The following is a 20,144-nucleotide window of genomic DNA, read 5'->3' on the forward strand; positions in this document are numbered from 1 at the left end:
TTATCCGGCCTACGGGAAAGTGCTATTTGTAGGCCCGGTAAGCGTAGCGCCACCGGGCAAATCAGCAGGGAGTTACTTCTTCAACCCCGCAAACGCTGCTCTGATCTCGTCTTCCGGCAGGTTAATGCCAATAAACACCAGTGTGCTGTGCGGTTGTTCGTCGCCCCATGGGCGGTCCCAGTCGGCGCTGTACAGGCGTTGCACGCCCTGAAACAGCAGGCGGTTGGGTTCGCCGCCAATCCATAGCATGCCTTTGTAGCGCAGCAGTTTCTCGGCGGATTCCAGCAGCAGATTTTCCATCACTCGCGACACGTCGCTGATGTTCACCGGGTAATCCAGCTCGACGACGATCGAGGATATATCGTTTTGCTTGTCGGCGATAAAGTGGAAGCGCGGTTTGGCACTGACGATGTTCTCTTCCAGCATAAAACCATTGGTGTCGAACAGTTGTGCGAGGTCGATATCGCCGTGAGTCACGGTATATACCGGGGCGCGGGCATTGATGCGCGCCAGGCGCTCGCGCAATTTTTCACTGTTGCCAGCGACGTCAGTTTTAGTCAGCAGAATGCGATCTGCATAACCTACTTGCGACTGGGCGATGGTGAACTGGTTCATTTGTTCGTCGGCATGTACCGCATCAACCAACGCAATCACGCCGTCCAGCAGGTAGCGTTCGCAAATCACTTCATGGGAGAAAAAGGTCTGAATAATCGGGCCGGGATCGGCCATGCCGGTGCACTCAATCACAAGACGGTCAAAATTGATGGCACCTTTGTCGAGGTTATCGAGCAGGTCTAACAATGCGTCTTCCAGCTCGCTCGAACGGGTGCAGCAGATACAGCCGTTGGTCAGGGTTTTGATCTGCGTGGCACGGTCGCCAATCAGTTGATCGTCCACCGAGACTTCGCCGAATTCGTTTTCGATGACGGCAATTTTGTAACCGTGCTGCTCGTTGAGAATATGGCGCAGCAGGGTCGTTTTACCTGCGCCAAGAAAACCGGTGAGTAGGGTAACTGCAATCGGGGTCATTCATTTCTCCTTCTAACAGCAACTGCTTCCGCCGCTACCGTAGCGGGCTTCCTGGCGCTCGCGGAAGAATTCTTCGTAGGTCATGTACGGCTTATCGGGGTGGTTGGTCTTCATGTGCTCGACGTAGTTGTCGTAGTCCGGAATACCAATCAACATCTTTGCCGCCTGACCGAGATATTTTTTTGCCTGACCTAAAGTACCAAACATAAACAATCCTGATAAGCGAAAAGCCCCGCCGGAGCGGGGCTGAATACATCTTAGTGGTGTGAAGAGGTCTTCACGCCGCCTTCCGGCACTGGTACATACGGCGTCTCTTTATCAGAGCGACCGTTGATGGCGCGGGCCTTCTGCCAGGTACGGAACCCGTAGAAAATGATGCTGTACACCACCACCAGGAACAGAATACTCAGGCCGGCGTTGGTGTAGTTGTTGATGACGATATGGTTCATGTTGGCAATCTGCTGTGCGGTCAGCTCACCGCCGTTGGCAATCTTCTCTTTGTACTGATTTGCCATGAAGAAGAAGCCTTCCATCTGCGGGTTGGTGCTGAACAGTTTCAGACCCAGCGCCCAGGTGGTGCAGATAAGCAGCCATACTGCCGGGATAACAGTAACCCAGATGTATTTGGTACGCTGCATTTTAACCAGAACCACGGTACCCAGAACCAGTGCCACGGCTGCCAGCATCTGGTTAGAGATACCGAACAGCGGCCACAGGCTCTTAACGCCGCCCAGCGGATCAACCACGCCCTGATACAGCAGGTAGCCCCACAGACCTACGCAGCCCGCAGTACCGACAACACCCGCAACCAGAGAGTCAGTTTTCTTCAGGAACGGTACGAAGTTACCCAGTAAATCCTGCAGCATGAAGCGGCCAGAACGGGTACCGGCATCCAGTGCGGTCAGGATGAACAGTGCTTCAAACAGAATACCGAAGTGGTACCAGAAGCCCATGTCAGCCATCGGCAGTACTTTATGGAACACGTGAGCGATACCAACAGCCAGCGTTGGTGCGCCACCAGCGCGGTTCAGTACGGACGGTTCGCCGATATCTTTCGCAGTTTGCAGGATCTGCTCAGGCGAAATCACGAAGCCCCAAGAGCTGACGGTTGCCGCTGCGTGTGCGGTAACGTCTTTCAGCTGCGCCATAATCAACGGCGCGTTCTCGCCACCCATTTCATGCAGGTTCGGCATGGTGATGCCAAGGCCCGCAGGCGGGGTGTTCATTGCGAAGTACAGACCTGGCTCGATGATGGATGCTGCAACCAGCGCCATAATCGCCACGAAGGATTCCATCAGCATCGCGCCATAACCAATGAAACGCGCGTCGGTTTCACAGGCCAGCAGTTTCGGCGTGGTACCAGAGGCGATCAGCGCATGGAAACCAGATACCGCACCACAGGCGATGGTGATAAACAGGAATGGGAACAGAGCACCTTTCCACAGCGGACCCGTACCATCAACGTACTGTGTCATCGCCGGCATTTTCAGTTCCGGGTTGAGGATAACAATCCCCACAGCCAGACCGACGATAACGCCGATTTTCAGGAAGGTAGCCAGATAGTCACGCGGAGCGAGGATCAGCCATACCGGCAGCAGCGCAGAGATAAACGCGTAGCCAATAAGCGTAAAGGTAATGGTGGTGTCTTTAAAGGTCAGTGCCGGGCCCCAGTACGGGTCGTGGGCAATCACGCCGCCGAAGTAGATGGAGGCAACCAGCAGCACAATACCAATCACCGACACTTCACCCACACGTCCTGGTCGCAGGAAGCGCATGTAGATACCCATGAACAACGCGATTGGTACGGTTGAGCAGACGGTGAATACACCCCACGGGCTCTCAGCCAGTGCTTTCACCACGATCAGCGCCAGTACCGCGAGGATGATGATCATGATTAAGAAGCAGCCGAACAGCGCAATAGTTCCCGGTACCGGGCCCATCTCTTCTTTGATCATCTCACCGAGAGACGCACCGTTACGGCGGGAAGAGATAAACAGCACCATGAAGTCCTGCACAGCACCCGCCAGCACAACGCCGGCCAGCAGCCACAGCGTACCAGGCAGATAGCCCATCTGTGCGGCCAGTACCGGCCCAACCAGCGGACCTGCACCGGCGATAGCGGCAAAGTGGTGACCGAATAATACGTTACGGTTGGTCGGTACGTAGTTCAGACCGTCATTGTTGATGACCGCCGGCGTGGCACGCGTCGGGTCAAGTTTCATCACCTTCTGGGCGATGTACAGGCTGTAGTAGCGATAAGCCACCAGATAAACAGAGACAGAGGCGACCACAATCCACAGGGCGCTGATGTGTTCACCCCGACGTAAGGCCACTACCGAGAGGCAGAAAGCACCGATGATTCCGAGAATCACCCAGGGTATGTGCTTGAATATCTTTTTCGTATCCATAGTAAAACCTGGTATTAGATTAATAATTGGCCGAAGCCGCTTGGGTTTGATCTTGTGTTTGAGGAGGTAAATTGACTGCTATGCTGCAGAGGATCTTGCCAGAGAATTACGCGCGTAAAGTAAGGTAAATAAGTGAGTGGTTGTATGTCAGCTTAAGCGGTCCCAAGTGTCAGTGAGCGGTTTTCATTCGGCGTAACAGCATGAAATTATGTGATTTTCATCACATAATTTCATGGGGCGATTATGAACTGTCGACAGTAGTCACACTGGCTTTGCAATGAGGTAGAGGTAATAGAGGGTTATGAGAATAACAACGGTATAAAATATGTACTTCTCTGCTTTATCGACTTCGTTTCTACTCAGGTGGTTAAGGAAGTCGAATACCCTCCATATCACGAGCAGCATCGCCGAAAAATAAATACCGATTCCAGCCATGCGAAATTCGCCATAGGGCAGCATTGCCAGCGTGAGACCGAGCAGTGTGCCAACAGTGGCCGCCGTGATGGATTTCCCTAGTTCATTGAATTTAAATGAAAATTTTTCATAGAAAAAAGCAGCTAATTTTTTGTCCGGATCAAACCTGCCACTGAATCTCAGTAAAATGACGGTGAGTAACGCATTCAAAATTATCAGGAACATGATGCTTTTGGGCGCGACATTCTCCAGTAAAATATCTGAAATCTCCGGAATAAATAGCTTTGGCACGACCGGGGTCATCGCCCCTAAAAAGAGTCCCAATACCATGAAGGGAAACGCGTTAGAAAGTAAGTCGAGATAATTATTTTTCACAGAAGGACTTCCTTGTTATAGCCGATGATAAAACAGACCCACTATTGGTAGCCGAAGCTTACGGCAATGAAAAGCCCTCTTAAAAGGTGGGGAAAGGAGTCATGGCGCTAGTTTGCGTTATGTATACGAGTGGTATTTACTGCTTTTTTCTGCGCCAGATGTCGCCAGAACATCTGCTTTTTGAACGATATTCGTAAAGTTTTCGCTTTCCAGGCCGAAAATTCTGACATCTGTCTAGCGGAAAGAGAAAACATGTTAAAACGAATGAAGATTGTTACCAGCCTATTGCTGGTACTGGCGCTGTTTGGCCTTTTACAGCTTGCCTCAGGGGGTTTGTTCTTTAACTCATTAAAGAATGACAAAGAGAACTTTACCGTTCTGCAAACTATTCGCCAGCAGCAGTCTGCGCTGAATGCGACCTGGGTTGAATTGCTGCAAACGCGAAATACCCTTAACCGGGCAGGCATTCGCTACATGATGGATCAGAGCAATATTGGCAGCGGTGCGACCGTTGCAGAACTGATGCAGGTAGCCAGCACCGCGCTGAAACTGACGGAAAAAAACTGGGCGATTTATGAATCGCTCCCACGCGATCCGCGTCAAAGCGAAGCCGCTTTCCAGGAGATCAACCGCACGTATGATATCTACCACGGTGCGCTGGCGGAGCTGATCCAGTTGCTGGGTGATGGGAAGATCAATGCGTTCTTTGATCAACCGACTCAAAGCTATCAGGATGGTTTTGAGAAGCAGTATATGAGCTACATGCAGCAGAACGATCGCCTGTATGACATCGCGGTTGAGGACAACAACAGTTCCTACAGCCAGGCGCTGTGGGTGCTGGTATGTGTATTGATTACCGTACTGGCAGCAATTATCGCTGTCTGGTTTGGTATTAAGCTTTCGCTTATTGCCCCGATGAACCGACTGATCGATAGCATTCGTCATATTGCCAGCGGCGATTTGGTGAAACGTATTGATGTGGAAGGTTCCAACGAGATTGGTCAACTGGCAGAAAGTTTGCGTCACATGCAGGGTGAGTTGATGAGCACCGTCGGCGATGTGCGTAACGGCGCCAACGCCATTTACAGCGGTGCCAGCGAGATTGCGATGGGCAATAACGATCTCTCTTCACGTACTGAGCAGCAGGCGGCCTCTCTGGAAGAAACCGCGGCCAGCATGGAAGAGTTGACGGCGACTGTGAAGCAGAACGCGGAAAACGCGCGCCAGGCCAGCCATCTGGCGCTGAGTGCCTCAGAAACCGCGCAAAAAGGCGGGAAAGTGGTGGATAACGTGGTGCAAACCATGCGTGACATCGCTTCCAGTTCGCAGAAAATCGCCGACATTATTAGTGTTATCGATGGTATTGCCTTCCAGACTAACATCCTGGCTCTCAACGCGGCGGTAGAAGCGGCACGTGCGGGTGAACAGGGACGTGGGTTTGCGGTAGTCGCAGGTGAAGTCCGTAACCTGGCACAGCGTAGTGCTCAGGCCGCGCGCGAGATCAAGAGTCTGATTGAAGACTCGGTCAGCCGTGTGGATGTCGGCTCAACGCTGGTTGAAAGCGCCGGTGAAACCATGGATGAGATCGTGAATGCGGTAACCCGTGTGACCGATATTATGGGTGAGATCGCCTCTGCATCTGACGAGCAGAGCCGTGGTATCGACCAGGTTGGTCTGGCCGTTGCTGAAATGGATCGCGTGACGCAACAGAACGCCTCGCTGGTGGAAGAATCCGCCGCTGCCGCTGCCGCACTGGAAGAACAGGCCAGCCGTCTGACTCAGGCTGTTGCTGTATTCCGTATCCAGCACGATCAACAGCGTGCGCGTGATGTTACTGCAGCAAAACCGGTATCAACCACCGCTCAACCGCGTAAAGCTGCGGTAACGGATGCCGGAGAGAACTGGGAAACGTTTTAACTAAAAGTAGCTGGATGTCACTTTTCCGGTTACCGGGCAGCTAACTCAGCTTCAGGCGCATGGCGCAGCGTGATTCATACACCTGACCATGCGCCACTTCCTCTTCTCTTTTCTGGTGTAGCATCGCTGGAAGGGCATTGTCGGCCAGCATCTCAAACCCCAGTCGGGCATAGAATGGTGCATTCCATGGAACATCGCGGAAGGTAGTCAGCGTTAGCGATGTATAACCTTTCTCACGCGCCTGGTTCGCGACATAGTGAATCAATCCGCTACCAATACCCTTTCCCTGCCATTCCAGATGCAGAGAGACTTCGGCAATGAAAAGCGAGGACTCTTGCGCTTCTGTCAGTAAAAATCCAACGGGGTGATTATCCGCAAGCGCCAGCCAGCTCATCTGTTGTAAGACGTATTGCCGATGTTGCTCGAGCGAAATGATGTGATCGCCTGCGATCCACGCAAGCGAGGGTATGTGTAGAAAACGCTGTCCTGCTGAGCGTTCAATGCCGGGCAGAGTTGCGATATCAGTGAGGGTGGTATCACGGAAAAGTATATTCATGCGGGAAAGTATAACAGGGGGGGATTACGATCCGGTAACGCGCTGTTACCGGATCATTGGGGTAATTACTCCTGACGTGGATCGCTAATTGGCTGGCGGACCAGGAAGATGTAAGCGAGCGCGCCTACCATGGTAACGCAACCGCAGATAATCAGCGCCAGACGGAAAGAGTTCGTTGTATCAACAATAAATCCGGTGACGATCGGCGCGAACGATGCACAAATAAAGCTGGCAAAGTTCTGGATGCTGCCCACTGAGGCGGTCATGCGTGAAGCCACCGCAACGTGGATTAGTCCCCAGCAGGATGTTCCGGCGAAGTGGATGCAGAACAGCGCCATCCCGATCAGTAAAACTGCAGCCATGGACGTTGTTGCCTGCGGCACTACGAAGGTGAATGCAGCCGAGCAGAACATTCCGGCAATGATACAAATCTTACGGCTCTTAATGGGAGCCATACCCCCTTTTACCAGCCAGTCGGTGACAAAGCCATTAATCAGCATCCCGGCTGCACCAAACAGGAATGGGATTGCCGCCATTAATCCGGTGCTTTTTAAATCAAGGTTATAAGAAGTTTGCAGGTAACCCGGCAGCCAGGCCAGATACAACCATGCCGTATAGTTAATACCGCTAAAGCCCAGCATCATGCCCCACATAGTGCGGTTACGGAACAGGCTGCGCCATTCGGCAAAACTCAGTGGATCGCGACGAGCATTGACGCTCCCCGCATTCAGATACGCTTGTTCAGTGGCGCTCAGTTCAATTTGTTCGCGGTTGCGGTAAAGCATATACCAGCCAATGGCGAGGAAAATGCCCAGCACACCGATGGTAATGAACATCCAGCGCCAGCCCATGACCAGCATCATCGCAGCCAAGATCGGCGGACTAATGGCGACACCGATCGTGGAGGCAGCGTTGAACAATCCCATCGGGCGGCCACGCTCTTTGATGTTAAACCAGTCGTTGATTACCTTCACACCGCATGGGTTCATTGGCGCTTCGCCAATCCCCATCCCGATACGTACCAGTACAAACTGGGTGAAGGTGTGTACCATACCGGACATCGCCTGAAACAGCGACCAGAAGAACATACCCAGTCCCAACATAATGCGTGGACCTTTACGATCCAGCAGCGGGCCGCAGGGAAGTTGCGCAATACCATAAGCGAGAGAGAACACGGACAACAGGATGCCGATTTGCGTTGCACTGAGTCCCAGTTCTTCACGAATAGTTAAGTTCGCTACCGACAACGAACTGCGGTCGAGATAATTAATAACCGCAGCAAAAAATAATAAAATCATTGCTGTGGTCTGAATACGTTTTATTCGACTACTGCGTTGAACCATGCCCTCAGGCGGAACATTAATATCCGCAGATGAGGGCGTGTCAAACGAAGAACTTGGGTCGAGTGTAATATTATTTTTTTCCACGCCGGACTCCTGAACCTCAATAAATTATTTGTTACACAACGTGCAGTTGCGCAGTATTGAAAAAATACCAGTGACAAATCAATTTGTTCATCACCGCTCACAAAAGTTTTTAATGCAGTCGACTTAGCGTGAGCATAGGCAAGAGGTATTTTCTGGCGTTTTTATTTTTATAGAATCGTGCTCCCGGTAATGATTTCCTGTTTTTTATCTGTTCTTAATGAGCGTTGTGGCTACTTTGGTTGATGGAGCGAATCATCGATTGTTTGGCTGAATTCAAATGGTTGCAGAGTGCCAGGGTAGCATCCAGGTCGCTGCGGCAAATCAGCGCGCTGAGGATGGTCATATGCTCATCAATGGCAATGATGTTGCGTTGCTTGAGGTCGCTTTCATCCCACTGATAGTGGAAATGGAAAATCACAGAGATAATTTCAAGTGATTGATTAAAAAATATATTATCAGCGGCGGATAGCAGCAAAGCATGGAACTCACGATCTAACTGCGAGAACATACGAAAGCTACTGCCGATGCTGTCGCGCAGTATGCGATGGCGCTCAAGCAGTGTTTTTGCCTGTAACCAACGCGGGTCATCGTCGGGCAGATTCAGGAAATGTTGCAGGGAATGTGTTTCCAGCATTTCTCGCAATTCGAACAGTTGTTCGGCGTAGGCCTGATCGAACTGCTTCATGCTCCACTGACCGCGCTTCTCATTCTTTATCAGATTGTAACGTTCGAATTTTAAAAGATATTCCCGTACAACTACCGGGCTGACGCCGGCGGCTCTGGCAAGCTGCAACTCGGAAAAACTTTCACCTGCGCGCAATTGGCGCTGGTTGATCATGGTGAAAAATGCCTGCTCAAAAATTCGATTTTGCTCGGTCATGGAGGCTGTGGTACACGAAAAACCATCCTCATGGTTGGGTTTGCGTACGATAACGTAGTGGCTTCCTACCTGCGTTAATACGCCGCATTCGCCTAAATGGCTCAGCATGTGGCGTACGGTGGTACGACTAATGTTGTACATTTCAGCCAGTGCGCTTTGCGAAGGCAGCGGGGAAGGGATATGACCGCGTGCCATATCATCGATTATCTGGTTAATCACATTGTGGCGTAAGTTCTGTGAACGGCTCATGGCATCTCCTTTTTGCCTATTAAAACCCGATTTAAAACATTTTTATGCGCTGGGATTCACAGATTATGTTTCTGGTTTCTCCTGCATTTTTAATTTCGTTGATATCTGAGGCAACAAAAAAACAGGAGAGCCGAATCATGTCTACGATGAATACTTTGATTTGCCAGGAACCCAAAAAATTAGTCTGGAAAGAGCGTGAAATACCTATTCCAGGTGAAAGTGAAGCATTAATAAAAATTAAATCTGTCGGGATCTGTGGGACTGATATTCATGCCTGGGGAGGCAACCAACCATTTTTTAGTTATCCACGCGTATTAGGTCATGAAATATGCGGGGAGATTGTTGGGCTGGGTAAGAATATACAAAACCTGAAAACGGGCCAGCAGGTGGCAGTTATTCCTTACGTCGCGTGTCAGCAGTGTCCGGCGTGCCAGAGCGGGCGTACCAACTGCTGTGAGAAGATTTCAGTGATTGGCGTACATCAGGATGGTGGATTCAGTGAGTATTTGTCCGTTCCGGTGACGAACCTGCTGGATGCGCAGGGAATTGACCCACATGCCGCTGCACTGATTGAACCGTATGCTATCAGCGCACATGCGGTGCGCCGGGCGGCGGTGATGCCGGGTGAGCAGGTTCTTGTCGTGGGGGCCGGGCCGATAGGTCTTGGGGCGGCAGCAATTGCCAAAGCCGATGGCGCACAGGTAGTGGTGGCAGATACCAGCCCCGCGCGCAGGGAACATGTTGTCTCCCGATTGGGACTTCCGGTTCTCGATCCCGCTGCCGAAGATTTCGATGCGCAGCTACGTGCCCAGTTTGGTGGTTCACTGGCGCAAAAAGTCATTGATGCGACGGGTAATCAGCATGCGATGAACAATACGGTGAATTTGATTCGCCACGGCGGCAGCATCGTCTTTGTTGGGCTGTTCAAAGGTGATTTGCAGTTCTCTGACCCTGAGTTCCATAAGAAAGAAACCACCATGATGGGCAGTCGTAACGCCACGCCGGAAGATTTCGCCAAAGTGGGGCGGCTGATGTCTGAAGGCAAACTGACCGCTGACATGATGCTCACACACCGTTACGCGTTTGCCACGCTTGCGGAAATCTACGAGCGGGATGTGATTAACAACCGCGAATTAATCAAAGGTGTGATCACGTTCTGAGAAGGGTTTTGTGATGAAGACATTGAATCGACAAGATTTCCCTGGGGCAAGGTATCCGACGCGGGTGATCCAGTTTGGTGAAGGTAACTTCCTGCGCGCGTTTGTCGACTGGCAACTGGATATCCTGAATGAGAAGACAGATCTCCGGGCCGGAGTGACAATTGTTCGTCCGATTAATACGGATTTTCCACCTTCGCTGAATACCCAGGACGGGTTATATACCACGCTCATTCGCGGATTGAATGAGCAGGGCGATGCGGTGAGTGAGGCACGGCTAATCCGCTCGGTGAATAACGAGATCAACCCGTATCTGGATTTTACGGCGTATCTGGCGTTGGCTCACAATCCGGACATCCGCTTTGTATTTTCAAACACGACGGAGGCGGGGATTAGTTATCACGCCGGTGATAGCGTCGATGATGCGCCGCCAGTGAGTTTTCCGGCCAAACTGACGCGTCTGCTGCTGGAGCGCTTTAACCATTTCGACGGGGCGGCAGATAAGGGCTGGGTGATTATTCCTTGTGAGCTTATCGACTATAACGGTGATGCGCTTAAAACCCTGGTATTGCAGTACGCGCGAGACTGGCAGCTTTCTCCGGCGTTTACTGACTGGGTGGAAACCGCGAATACCTTCTGTTCTACACTGGTGGACCGGATTGTTACAGGCTATCCACGTGAAGAAGCTGCGCCACTGGAACAAACGCTGGGTTATCACGATGCATTTCTGGATACAGCTGAGCATTTTTACCTGTTCGTCATTCAGGGGCCTTTATGGCTGGCTGAAGAGTTGAAACTGGCGGAGTGCCCGTTAAATATCCGCGTGGTGAGCGATATTAAACCGTACAAGGAACGTAAGGTTGCCATTCTTAACGGCGCTCATACCGCACTGGTGCCTGTGGCCTGGCTGTGTGGGCTGGAGACCGTTGGTGAGGCGATGCAGGATGCTGATATACGCCACTTTGTTGAGCAGGCAATTGACAGGGAGGTCATCCCTGTTTTGGATCTTCCGGCCGATGAGTTGCGTGAATTTGCTGGTGCGGTTAGTGGACGTTTTCAGAACCCTTATATTCGTCATCAGCTCCTCTCCATTGCGCTTAATGGGATGACAAAATTTCGCACACGTATTTTGCCGCAGTTGCTGGCAGGGCAGCAAGATGCACGCTGGCCGGTGCGGTTGACGTTTGCACTGGCTGCGTTAATCGCGTTTTATCGCGGGGAACGGGCGGGAGAGAATTATCCATTACAGGATGATGAGCAGTGGATCCGCCGCTATGCCGATCTCTGGCCGAGGGTTGGTAATGACCTGACGCTGCGTGAGCTGGTGATGGTTGTGCTCGGTGATGCCACTCACTGGGGGCAAGATCTTACATTGCTGCCAGGGCTTGTCGAACAGGTGACGGCAAACCTGGAGTTAATACTGGTGCAGGGAATGCGCCACGCAGTACAAAGTCTGGATTAAGGTTGCCATGCAGCGCCCGGAGTGGTGTTGGGCGCTGTTTTTTTTACCCTTGTAAATCCACAACTTTAATTTCAACCATCCCGATCCCCAGCTTACGCGGCGAGTGGCCCAGAATGTTCCCCTCGTTGGTGGCGACGGGGTCGGGCGGGACAATCACCAGCGTATTGGCATCTGCCGGGTTATCAAAATGCAGCGTGGTGGTGCTGATATCATGGCTTAGCACCAGCGTTTGCTCCTCGTTGCCCACGCGTACGGGAATAGGACGGTTGGCGTTGTCGCCGAAAGCTTTCGCGGTGATGATCAGATCAAATTTCTTCGGCAACGGAGCCTTGTATTCGATTTTTACCTCTTCGCTCAGTTGCGCATTGGACCAGCGTCCCCAGGATTCGGGGCGTGAAATCCCACTAAACTGTTTCACCTCTTCCGGCGCACCTGCCACGTTAAAGACAAAACTGTCGGCTTTGTAACGAATATCGTTATCGACAATTTTCAGCGTATCGACGTTACCTTTGTAACGCTCCATGTCGATAACTGTATCTTTAAACGCAGTCTTACCTTTCCATTTCGCTTTATCGACGTGCTGTACAATTTGCTGGCCGCCTAACTGGCCCTGCGATACGCACCAGTCGGTAGAGAGTGCCAGCTCTGGTGCCCATAACTGCGCCATTTTGTAGCAGCGGTCTACCCACACAAAGTTATCGCGTGGGGCGAAATCAGCAAGCTGGAAGCGCAGTGGGGCAGAGTATTCACTTTCCGGCAGCGGCTCAACGCGTTTGTCTGATACGCGCAGCAGCAGCGGCAGGCGGAAATGGCTCCCCGAGAAGGCGATCATGTTTTTGTCCTGATCGACGGTAAACTTTTTCATCTCTTTGGGAAATTTCCACAGACGAATGATATCGGGCTTCCACGCCAGCATTTTTTCTTTGATATTCAGGAAGACTTCCGATACGGATTCGCTCGACAAACTGCTACGTCCGAGGCCGATAAAGTTATCGCCGCCCAGAATATCCAGCACCGTTGCGCCGTTATCCATGGTGTTACGTTTCACGGCCAGCGTCTCCTGCTGAGGCTTGTCACCACGCAGAACGAAGAACAGATTGTTGCGATCTTGCTTATTCAGATACTTCCATGCGGTGTTGTTCATCGCCAGGTGATCGGAAGAGACCACGATAACGGTATCTTTAAACCACGGTGAGGCTTTGATCTTATTGATAAATTCAGCAATATTTTCCTGGCTACAACTGACTGCGCTAAAGGATTGGTTCGCCTTACCATCGATATCATAGCGTTTGCGGTTACAGGTACGGGAGATGAAACCATCCGGATGATGGGTATCTACCGTCAGTGTGAACAGTGAAAAACGTTGGCCGGAGCGGGAAAGCTCTTCGAATTTTTTCCATGCCTCATCCAGTACGGTGTCGTCGTAAAAACCCCAGTCGTTACGGTATGCCGGGTCTGCCACCACGCTTTTTAACTCTTCCGCGCCATACAGATAATCAAAACCATGGGATTTCAGAAAGACGTCTTTTCCGGCAAAGCGCAGATTTGCACCTTGTACAAAGTAGTTGTGATAGCCGGAGTTTTTCAGGATATCACCCAGGCAGATATTTTGTGGGAAGAAACTGGAGACTGATGCTGAAGCGTTACCTTCAAACGGGGCAAACAGCGGAATACCACACTGTGAGGCCACCATTCCGGCGATGGTGTAATCCGTACCCGGTAACTGCATGGTATTGCTGAAGTCCATTCCTTCGTTTTTTAATGCACCCAGCTCCGGAGTCAGGTCCGGGAACGCATCATTATTAAAATAGGTACGCTCCAGGCTTTCGCCGTAGATATAAACCAGGTTCAGCTTCGGGTTAGGGATCGTTTTTGATGGCTCTTTGTAATACGCCGTGAAGTCCGGATCGCCATCGCGAGACTGGGATTTGACCAGTTCGGTTATCTGGTGGAATGCCGGGCTGGCATCAACGGAAGCCAGTGCCAGTATCAGGGCCAGCAGACTGTAGCCAACGTGATGAGGATGATGGCGACGGCGGCGAAGTACCCAGCCCAGGGCGCCAAATACGACAGTCAGCGCCAGTGCAATCCCTACACCCGGAAGAACATATTTGCTGACGCCCGCGCCGGTCAGGCTGTTGGTCAGCGTATAGAGCACCGCATCGTTGATGCCATCTCCGGTGAAATAGTTGCTGGCATACAGTGTGATATTTAAGACAATAAAAATTCCCAGCACCGTTAACATGGCGGCAAACCACCAGGTGTTGCGACCCGCTTTCCAGGCGTAAATCAATACCGAAGCGAGAAACAGAGCGATGGAGAATAATTCAGACAACGGACGATCCTCAGTAAGCCGGGCAATTAATTGCCTGGCAGGCTAATCATTTCTGGACTGTACAATGTAATCGCGTTGTTATATTGCTGCAATTGTAGTGACATTTAATTACGTTGTTATTCAGAATTGGTTTAGATATGCGGGGCGTTGAAGGGCATTACTGATTATTTTGGGAAATGTATGCGGGAAATAGATTGATACCGCGCAGGCTGTGAAAAAACCGTACGCGGCGCTTATCACATCAGGAAATGAAGTTCATACCCTGTTTTAATACCAGATCGCAGGCCTTGGTTTTAACTTGCTTTGCCAGCGAGCTGTTACCAATCGTGTCCAGGTTAAGCTGTTGACCATCTTTGGCGTTCAGCAGGCCCTGAATACCATCCAGGTAGTTGGTATCTTTTTTCTGTTCCGTCGTTCCCAACCCCAGCTTATCCAGAACCTGGTTTTTGACGTTTTCAGTATCTGTGACCGAGGCGAGCTTCTGTTTTGCACAATATTCCAGAATACCGGCCGCGTTATTCATACTGTTCGACGTGAGCGACTGATTACTGCTCAGCAGGCTGGTCAGGGAAGAGAGTGAGGTGCTGCTCTGTGAGCCAGTGCTTTGCTTACTCAGTTCATTGGCAGCGCTGGAGAGCGAATCTTGCCAGGAGGCGGCGAAAACGCCAGTAGAGATTAGTGTGCTGGCGGCAACCGCACAGCAAAGAAGACGTTTTGTTGCTTTCATCATTACAGGTCACTCGTGTTATGCCTTTTCAGCGCAGTATAGCGCTGGATCACTTAGGAGTGTTCCCAATACTTTAATACTCTTTACCAGTAACCCGGCTACGGTAACTTTCCCAGTTAAAAATGACCCACAGGCTGTTGCCGAGTCGCATACGATCCATCACGCGCTCACCCAGCAGTTTGTTCATCTCATCCATATTGCTGTTTGTCAGCATGCCGGTCGGGCGCTTGGAGGAAGAACGACGATCGACGATCTGATTGATGATCACTTTTTCATAGCGGGATTCGGTCTGCATACCGATTTCGTCGATCACCAGCAGATCCACGTTGCTGAGATCGTTGAGCAGCTGTTCTTCGCTGGTTTCACGGTTACTGAAGGTATCCTTCATCGCTGACATAATATCAGCCACAGTAATGATCAGTACTGACTTGCCGCGCAGCAGCAGTTCGTTGCAAATAGCTGCGGCCAGATGGTTTTTTCCGGTGCCGGGTTTGCCGGAGAAGATAAAGCTGGCAATGTTGCCATCAAACTCGTCAACGTACTGGCGGGCTTTGCTCAGGGCATTCATTTGACCTTCACACTCGACCCGGTAGTTATCGAACGAGCAGTTTTGGTGCAGGGGACGGATACCGGAACGGTTGAATGTGCGCTGCATCTTCATTGCCCGGTTCTCACGAGCCAGCGCCGCAGCCCGAATTTCACCTTGCTCTTTTTGCCATGCCAGCAACTCCTCGCCCGTTTTAAACGCGGGCTTTACATTGGGTGGCATCATTTTTTGCAGACGTTTCATCAGGTCGCCAACGTTTTTCATCGTTATCCTCTAAAACCTGGTGGAATATGGCTGTCAGGTTCGCTGACACTATTTACATCACGCTTTGGCATCCCGCCATTGCTGGCCCGGCCAATCTGTATGCTACGCGCCAGTTTTTGTTGCCACTGAATGTGATGAAAGACTTTACCTTCCGCCTGCCAGTAAGCAACAAATGAAGCCAGTTCTTCGGCGGTGACTGGCTCTCTCAACGCCACGCCCCACAGGGCGGCCTGTCGCTGAAAGTCGGCGTCTGGCTGCCAGTCAGCGTACATCGCAAATTTCCCCATTGGCACGGCAACAGGAGCGGCTTGCGGCTCTTCATAAAATTGCGCGTCCAACGTTACATCGCTACCCGGACGGGACAGTTTCTCTTCAAGCGCCAATAGCTCAGCTAGCCGCGCAGGGGTAACCGCGTAAAAGGCAGGAGCGTTATTGGCGAAAACGGCCACAGCACCCCCTACTGACTTTGCCAGCACCGCGTTGTGATCGTGTAATAAGGCGTCAATGCTGATGACGTCCGGGGTCAAAATTTTGCAGGACATAATGTTTCTCAATACCGAACAACAACCGAGAAGGGGACTGCTTTTATAGTAACACAGAGAAGAGGGAGAGCAGCAGGATGAGGGAAGGTCGCCCCCATCCGTTGGATTGTAAGAAGGTTAATCAATTATACGCGCGGGCGCTTTCTATACAGCCATAATCCCGGAACTGAAAGCCCGATAGAGAGTGCGCCCACAATAGATGAAGCTTTCAGAAAGTTGGTCAGCAGGGTGATCATCAGCGCTTCGCTGTAACCAAAATGACCGATTTTTACGGCGGATATCATGGCTGTGTAGGCCGAGATCCCGGGGAACATCGGGATCACCGCCGCGACGGTGAAGACTTTCGGGTGCGCCAGATACCAGCGAGACCACTGGATCCCAATACAACCTACGAGCAATGAAGCTAAAAAGGTTGACCATTCGATATTGAGTCCTGCGGTCATTACAGCCATTCGCGAGCCGTGCCCGAGCGCACCGAGCAAGGCGCACCACGGGAGTGCCCGATGAGGCACGTTAAACACCATGGCAAACCCCAGGGCGGGAATTGCCGACAGGACCATATCCTGCAGTAGTGCAAAAATGAAATCCATCACACCCATCCTCGTAGCCCCCATATCGTCATCGACATCACTACGCCAACGCAGGTGGCCAGTGTGAGCAGACTGGCAATAGCCCAGCGAGCAAGGCCGGTATTAATGTGTCCTTTAAACATATCTGCAACGGAGTTAATCAGTGGGAAACCCGGAACCAGCAGCAGCACGCTGGCTGCCATTGCCACGGTCGGCGTGTGATTAAAGGTGGGCAGAGTCAGCATCAGGCCAGATATCGTTGTGGCAACAAAAGCGGTGATACAAAAGTTGATCTGCGGATGTAAATGCCGGGAGGCCAGAATTTGGCGAATGTACATGGCGATCATGCTGGCAAAAAAGGTGATAACGGCACCATCCCATCCGCCCTTATTGAGCTTACAAAAGCAGGCACAGGATAACCCGACCATGAAAGCAACCAGCCATCTTGGGTAGCGCAGCGGTTTAATTTGGCTAAAGCGTTTCTCAACACCTTTGTCATCCAGTAGCTTGTGTTCTGCCAAAATAACGATGTGCTGCACTTCCGTAACGACGTGCATATTAATGCCGCGATCGTGATTTTTACGGGTCGATGTCAGGCATTGTCCGTTTTTAATCGTGGTCAGGACGATTGCGTTAGATGATATGGCGCTTTCTACGCTGTCCATTCCAAGAGCCAGCCCAAGGCGGGTGGAGAGCTCGTCAACCAGTGCGCTTTCTGCCCCATGTTGCAGTAAAAAAAGCCCGCATTGTATACATAACCGTGTAACCGTTCGTTGTGACGACTGCTCTGTTTGCATAGCTCACTCTGACTGAAAAAACGCTCTCTGAATGACGAATGTCTACTTTTATCATGAAGTATAAGCCCAATGGCTCTGGCTAAGATCAATATTTGTGTTGAAAAAAAGAGACATCGTGCTTGTCTGCTGAATGTGAAGCGACATTTAGTTTTAGCGATTGAGTGAAAATTTAAGTTGTTTGAAGCATCCTCTCACCATACTGAGCCTGCTAACTTACGATCAGAAAGCGTTATTATTTTATGGGCTGAATGCTAAATAAGTTAGAATGGCTAATGTTATAGTTTAGTTATTTTAATTGTACATTTAATGTTTTATGAGTAATTATGCGACGATGGCTCTATAGCAAAGTACTATTAGGATTATAGTGCTATTATGCGGTCTGAATTATCATGAATTAAATTAAGGATAAACAATTCACAATATCTATTATTTACTCTAACCATTCCTTATTGATTATGTTACTTACCCATTAAGAATTTATAGAGTGAATGAGATAAACGGCATATGGATGTGGAGGATATATGTTGCCAGGACGCAGCAAAAACGCAGTTGTTATTAGTACGCTGCCGATTATGCAAGCGGGATTAAAGAGTGTAATTCAAACTCATTTCTCAAATTATGAGCTCACCTGTTTCCGCAGTGCAGAAGAACTCACTTTATTGCAGCTACGACGTTCCGATTTGGTGATGATTGATTTAACTGGGGACTTTAGCCAGCCGCGTTCAGTCTGTGAACAGTATTATTCTTTATTATCTCAGTACCGTGATATCCACTGGGTCTTCCTCGTTTCTCGCAAATTTTATCCGCTAGCCGTTGAATTGTTGATGTGCCCTTGTAGTTCGTTGTTGTCTGATGCGGAGCCAATCGAAAGTTTAGTGAATGTAATTCATGTGGGAAATACTCGCGCCGAGAGAATTAGCAAAATGTTGCTCTCACCGCCCGTAACGCCTGAAATCCTGGAACATAGCGTGCAGTCGATAGTGCTTACCCTGTCAGAGAGAAAAGTGTTGCGACTGCTGGGGAAAGGTTGGGGAATTAATCAGATAGCGATGTTGCTTAAGAAAAGCAATAAAACAATCAGTGCCCAAAAAAATAGTGCGATGCGTCGTTTATCAATACATAGCAATGCAGAGATGTATGCATGGATCAATAGTTCTCAAGGATCACGAGAACTGAATTTACCTTCATTGTATGGAGAAACCACGGAATGGAAAAAAGAAGTGTCAAACGAAATGTCGCGTTGGTAGAAAAGTGTGTAATGAGCAGTGTGGGTATTAATAATTTATTTAATACCATGCCAAAAAATCAATATAAACTTCATCTCTTTTCCAGCCAGTCTGACTTTAGCCAGACAATGATAAATATGCCATTTTCAGCGGTTATTTTTTCACTTCCCGCGATAAGAACTGATCGACGAGCTGGACTGGTATATCTGACTGAATTGGCGGTGAACTTCCCTCATATTCGCCGCGTGGTTATTGCCGATGATGATGCTGAAGTGCGTTTAATTGGCTCTCTGTCGCCGTTACCACTGGATGGTGTTCTTAGCAAAGCATCCTCGTTAAGCGTTTTACAGGAGGGATTATTTGCAGCCTTGAATTTTGCTAGCAGGGAAACAGAAAGCACGAAAAACCTTTGGTATATCAACCAAAGTCGTATGCTGAGTCCAACAGAGCGTGAAATTCTACGCTTTATGTCGAATGGTTATTCGATGCCGCAAATTGCTATTCAGCTTGAGCGGAATATTAAAACCATTAGGGCGCATAAATTTAATGCAATGTCTAAACTGGGCGTTAGCTCCGATGCCGGATTATTGAACGCTGCCGATATTCTGTTATATCTGCGTGCCGGGGAGTCGACACCATTTATCCATGCAGTTTCGTAACGGTGTTATTGATCAATTAGTGCCGGGGTTAGTCACCGGCACAAAGACCTGGGTTCGTTACTGACACACGTCTACCCAGGTTGCAGCAGTCAGCTCAGCCATTCTGTCAGGTGCGATGCGAACCGCGCTGTGTGTGGCTCCCGCTGCGGGGAGTACTTCAGCATAGCGTTTCAGCGATATATCACAGTACACGGAAATTGGTGTTTCCAGGCCAAACGGACAAACCCCGCCAACGGGATGACCTGTAGCATTGACCACCTCATCGCTACTCAGCATACGAGCCTTAGCACCAAATGTATTCTTCAGCTTCTTATTGTCCAGACGAGCATCCCCTTTGGCGACCACCAGGATAATGTCGTTTTTAACTTTCAGCGAAAGCGTTTTTGCGATCTGACCTGGCTCGACGTTATGGGCTTTTGCAGCCAGATCAACCGTTGCTGTGCTTTGGTCTAATTCGATGATTTCAATATCCGGGGCATGCTCCGCCAAAAACTGCCGTACTGATTGTAAACTCATTCTTTTCTCCCAATTGCCAGTAAGCAGCCCTATATAGCAAAAAACTGCATGGCGTAATTTGTCACAGGGAAAGTATCACTGTAAATAT

At 50.2% G+C, this 20,144-nt stretch carries 19 protein-coding genes; 5 read left to right on the forward strand and 14 right to left on the reverse strand.

The genetic code is table 11. The features are described 5' to 3' along the window. Positions 1-72: 72 nt before the first annotated feature. The 4 genes from yjiA to OGX98_RS22720 form a co-directional block, all read right to left on the reverse strand. The gene (gene yjiA / locus OGX98_RS22705; protein WP_286595955.1) at positions 73-1,029 is read right to left on the reverse strand and encodes a GTPase; all 957 of its coding nucleotides are present in this window, start codon (positions 1,027-1,029) and stop codon (positions 73-75) included. 12 nt (positions 1,030-1,041) lie between these two features. Beyond that, entirely contained in the window at positions 1,042-1,236 is a 195-nt protein-coding gene (locus tag OGX98_RS22710) for a YbdD/YjiX family protein (protein WP_003830038.1), read from the reverse strand. A 50-nt stretch (positions 1,237-1,286) separates the two neighbouring features. Beyond that, positions 1,287-3,437, reverse strand: a complete 2,151-nt coding sequence (gene btsT / locus OGX98_RS22715; protein ID WP_048222148.1) for a pyruvate/proton symporter BtsT — start codon at positions 3,435-3,437, stop codon at positions 1,287-1,289. A 261-nt stretch (positions 3,438-3,698) separates the two neighbouring features. Next, the gene (locus tag OGX98_RS22720; protein WP_048222146.1) at positions 3,699-4,226 is read right to left on the reverse strand and encodes a hypothetical protein; all 528 of its coding nucleotides are present in this window, start codon (positions 4,224-4,226) and stop codon (positions 3,699-3,701) included. 252 nt (positions 4,227-4,478) lie between these two features. On the opposite strand from OGX98_RS22720, the gene tsr reads away from it, so the two are divergent. Then, entirely contained in the window at positions 4,479-6,143 is a 1,665-nt protein-coding gene (gene tsr / locus OGX98_RS22725) for a methyl-accepting chemotaxis protein (RefSeq protein WP_048222802.1), read from the forward strand. A gap of 40 nt (positions 6,144-6,183) precedes the next feature. Here tsr and OGX98_RS22730 read toward each other — a convergent pair whose 3' ends face one another. The 3 genes from OGX98_RS22730 to OGX98_RS22740 all read right to left on the reverse strand — a co-directional run bounded on the left by OGX98_RS22730 (position 6,184) and on the right by OGX98_RS22740 (position 9,255). After that, on the reverse strand, positions 6,184-6,699 hold the full coding sequence (locus OGX98_RS22730; RefSeq protein ID WP_048222144.1) for a GNAT family N-acetyltransferase: 516 nt from the start codon (positions 6,697-6,699) through the stop codon (positions 6,184-6,186). 65 nt (positions 6,700-6,764) lie between these two features. Then, a complete protein-coding gene (locus OGX98_RS22735) occupies positions 6,765-8,126 on the reverse strand; it encodes an MFS transporter (RefSeq protein ID WP_045439413.1) in 1,362 nt (453 codons plus the stop codon). Between the two features lie 214 nt (positions 8,127-8,340). Next, positions 8,341-9,255: a GntR family transcriptional regulator gene (locus OGX98_RS22740; protein ID WP_045439416.1), complete on the reverse strand. Its 915-nt coding sequence runs from the start codon at positions 9,253-9,255 to the stop codon at positions 8,341-8,343. Positions 9,256-9,392: 137 nt separating this feature from the next. On the opposite strand from OGX98_RS22740, the gene OGX98_RS22745 reads away from it, so the two are divergent. After that, the gene (locus OGX98_RS22745; protein WP_045439419.1) at positions 9,393-10,415 is read left to right on the forward strand and encodes a zinc-binding alcohol dehydrogenase family protein; all 1,023 of its coding nucleotides are present in this window, start codon (positions 9,393-9,395) and stop codon (positions 10,413-10,415) included. 13 nt (positions 10,416-10,428) lie between these two features. Next, positions 10,429-11,874 carry a tagaturonate reductase gene (locus OGX98_RS22750; RefSeq protein ID WP_048222142.1) on the forward strand — a complete coding sequence of 482 codons (1,446 nt, stop codon included), beginning with the start codon at positions 10,429-10,431 and terminating at the stop codon, positions 11,872-11,874. Positions 11,875-11,917: 43 nt separating this feature from the next. On the opposite strand, the gene opgB is transcribed toward OGX98_RS22750, so the two are convergent. The 6 genes from opgB to OGX98_RS22780 all read right to left on the reverse strand — a co-directional run bounded on the left by opgB (position 11,918) and on the right by OGX98_RS22780 (position 17,655). Then, on the reverse strand, positions 11,918-14,209 hold the full coding sequence (opgB, locus tag OGX98_RS22755; protein WP_048222140.1) for a phosphatidylglycerol--membrane-oligosaccharide glycerophosphotransferase: 2,292 nt from the start codon (positions 14,207-14,209) through the stop codon (positions 11,918-11,920). Positions 14,210-14,450: 241 nt separating this feature from the next. Further along, positions 14,451-14,939, reverse strand: a complete 489-nt coding sequence (locus OGX98_RS22760) for a YjjA family protein (RefSeq protein ID WP_048222139.1) — start codon at positions 14,937-14,939, stop codon at positions 14,451-14,453. A 70-nt stretch (positions 14,940-15,009) separates the two neighbouring features. Then, a complete protein-coding gene (gene dnaC, locus OGX98_RS22765) occupies positions 15,010-15,747 on the reverse strand; it encodes a replicative helicase loader DnaC (RefSeq protein ID WP_045439430.1) in 738 nt (245 codons plus the stop codon). A 2-nt stretch (positions 15,748-15,749) separates the two neighbouring features. Then, positions 15,750-16,289, reverse strand: a complete 540-nt coding sequence (dnaT, locus tag OGX98_RS22770) for a primosomal protein DnaT (RefSeq protein ID WP_048222137.1) — start codon at positions 16,287-16,289, stop codon at positions 15,750-15,752. Between the two features lie 125 nt (positions 16,290-16,414). Further along, positions 16,415-16,888 (reverse strand): threonine/serine exporter, encoded by a 474-nt coding sequence (locus tag OGX98_RS22775; RefSeq protein ID WP_045439436.1) that lies wholly within the window; start codon positions 16,886-16,888, stop codon positions 16,415-16,417. Beyond that, positions 16,879-17,655 (reverse strand): threonine/serine exporter family protein, encoded by a 777-nt coding sequence (locus tag OGX98_RS22780; protein WP_048222135.1) that lies wholly within the window; start codon positions 17,653-17,655, stop codon positions 16,879-16,881. Before OGX98_RS22780 ends, OGX98_RS22775 begins: the two co-directional genes overlap by 10 nt. A gap of 521 nt (positions 17,656-18,176) precedes the next feature. On the opposite strand from OGX98_RS22780, the gene OGX98_RS22785 reads away from it, so the two are divergent. Further along, positions 18,177-18,902 (forward strand): response regulator transcription factor, encoded by a 726-nt coding sequence (locus OGX98_RS22785; RefSeq protein WP_048222133.1) that lies wholly within the window; start codon positions 18,177-18,179, stop codon positions 18,900-18,902. Then, positions 18,863-19,540, forward strand: coding sequence for a DNA-binding transcriptional activator BglJ (gene bglJ / locus OGX98_RS22790; protein ID WP_045439444.1), 678 nt, complete (start codon positions 18,863-18,865; stop codon positions 19,538-19,540). The genes OGX98_RS22785 and bglJ overlap by 40 nt, the downstream gene beginning before the upstream one ends. 57 nt (positions 19,541-19,597) lie before the next feature. On the opposite strand, the gene OGX98_RS22795 is transcribed toward bglJ, so the two are convergent. Next, positions 19,598-20,056: a YbaK/EbsC family protein gene (locus tag OGX98_RS22795; protein ID WP_045439446.1), complete on the reverse strand. Its 459-nt coding sequence runs from the start codon at positions 20,054-20,056 to the stop codon at positions 19,598-19,600. Positions 20,057-20,144: the final 88 nt, after the last annotated feature.

The sequence above is a fragment of the Citrobacter sp. Cm046 genome (assembly GCF_030333065.1).
GTDB lineage: Bacteria > Pseudomonadota > Gammaproteobacteria > Enterobacterales > Enterobacteriaceae > Citrobacter > Citrobacter murliniae.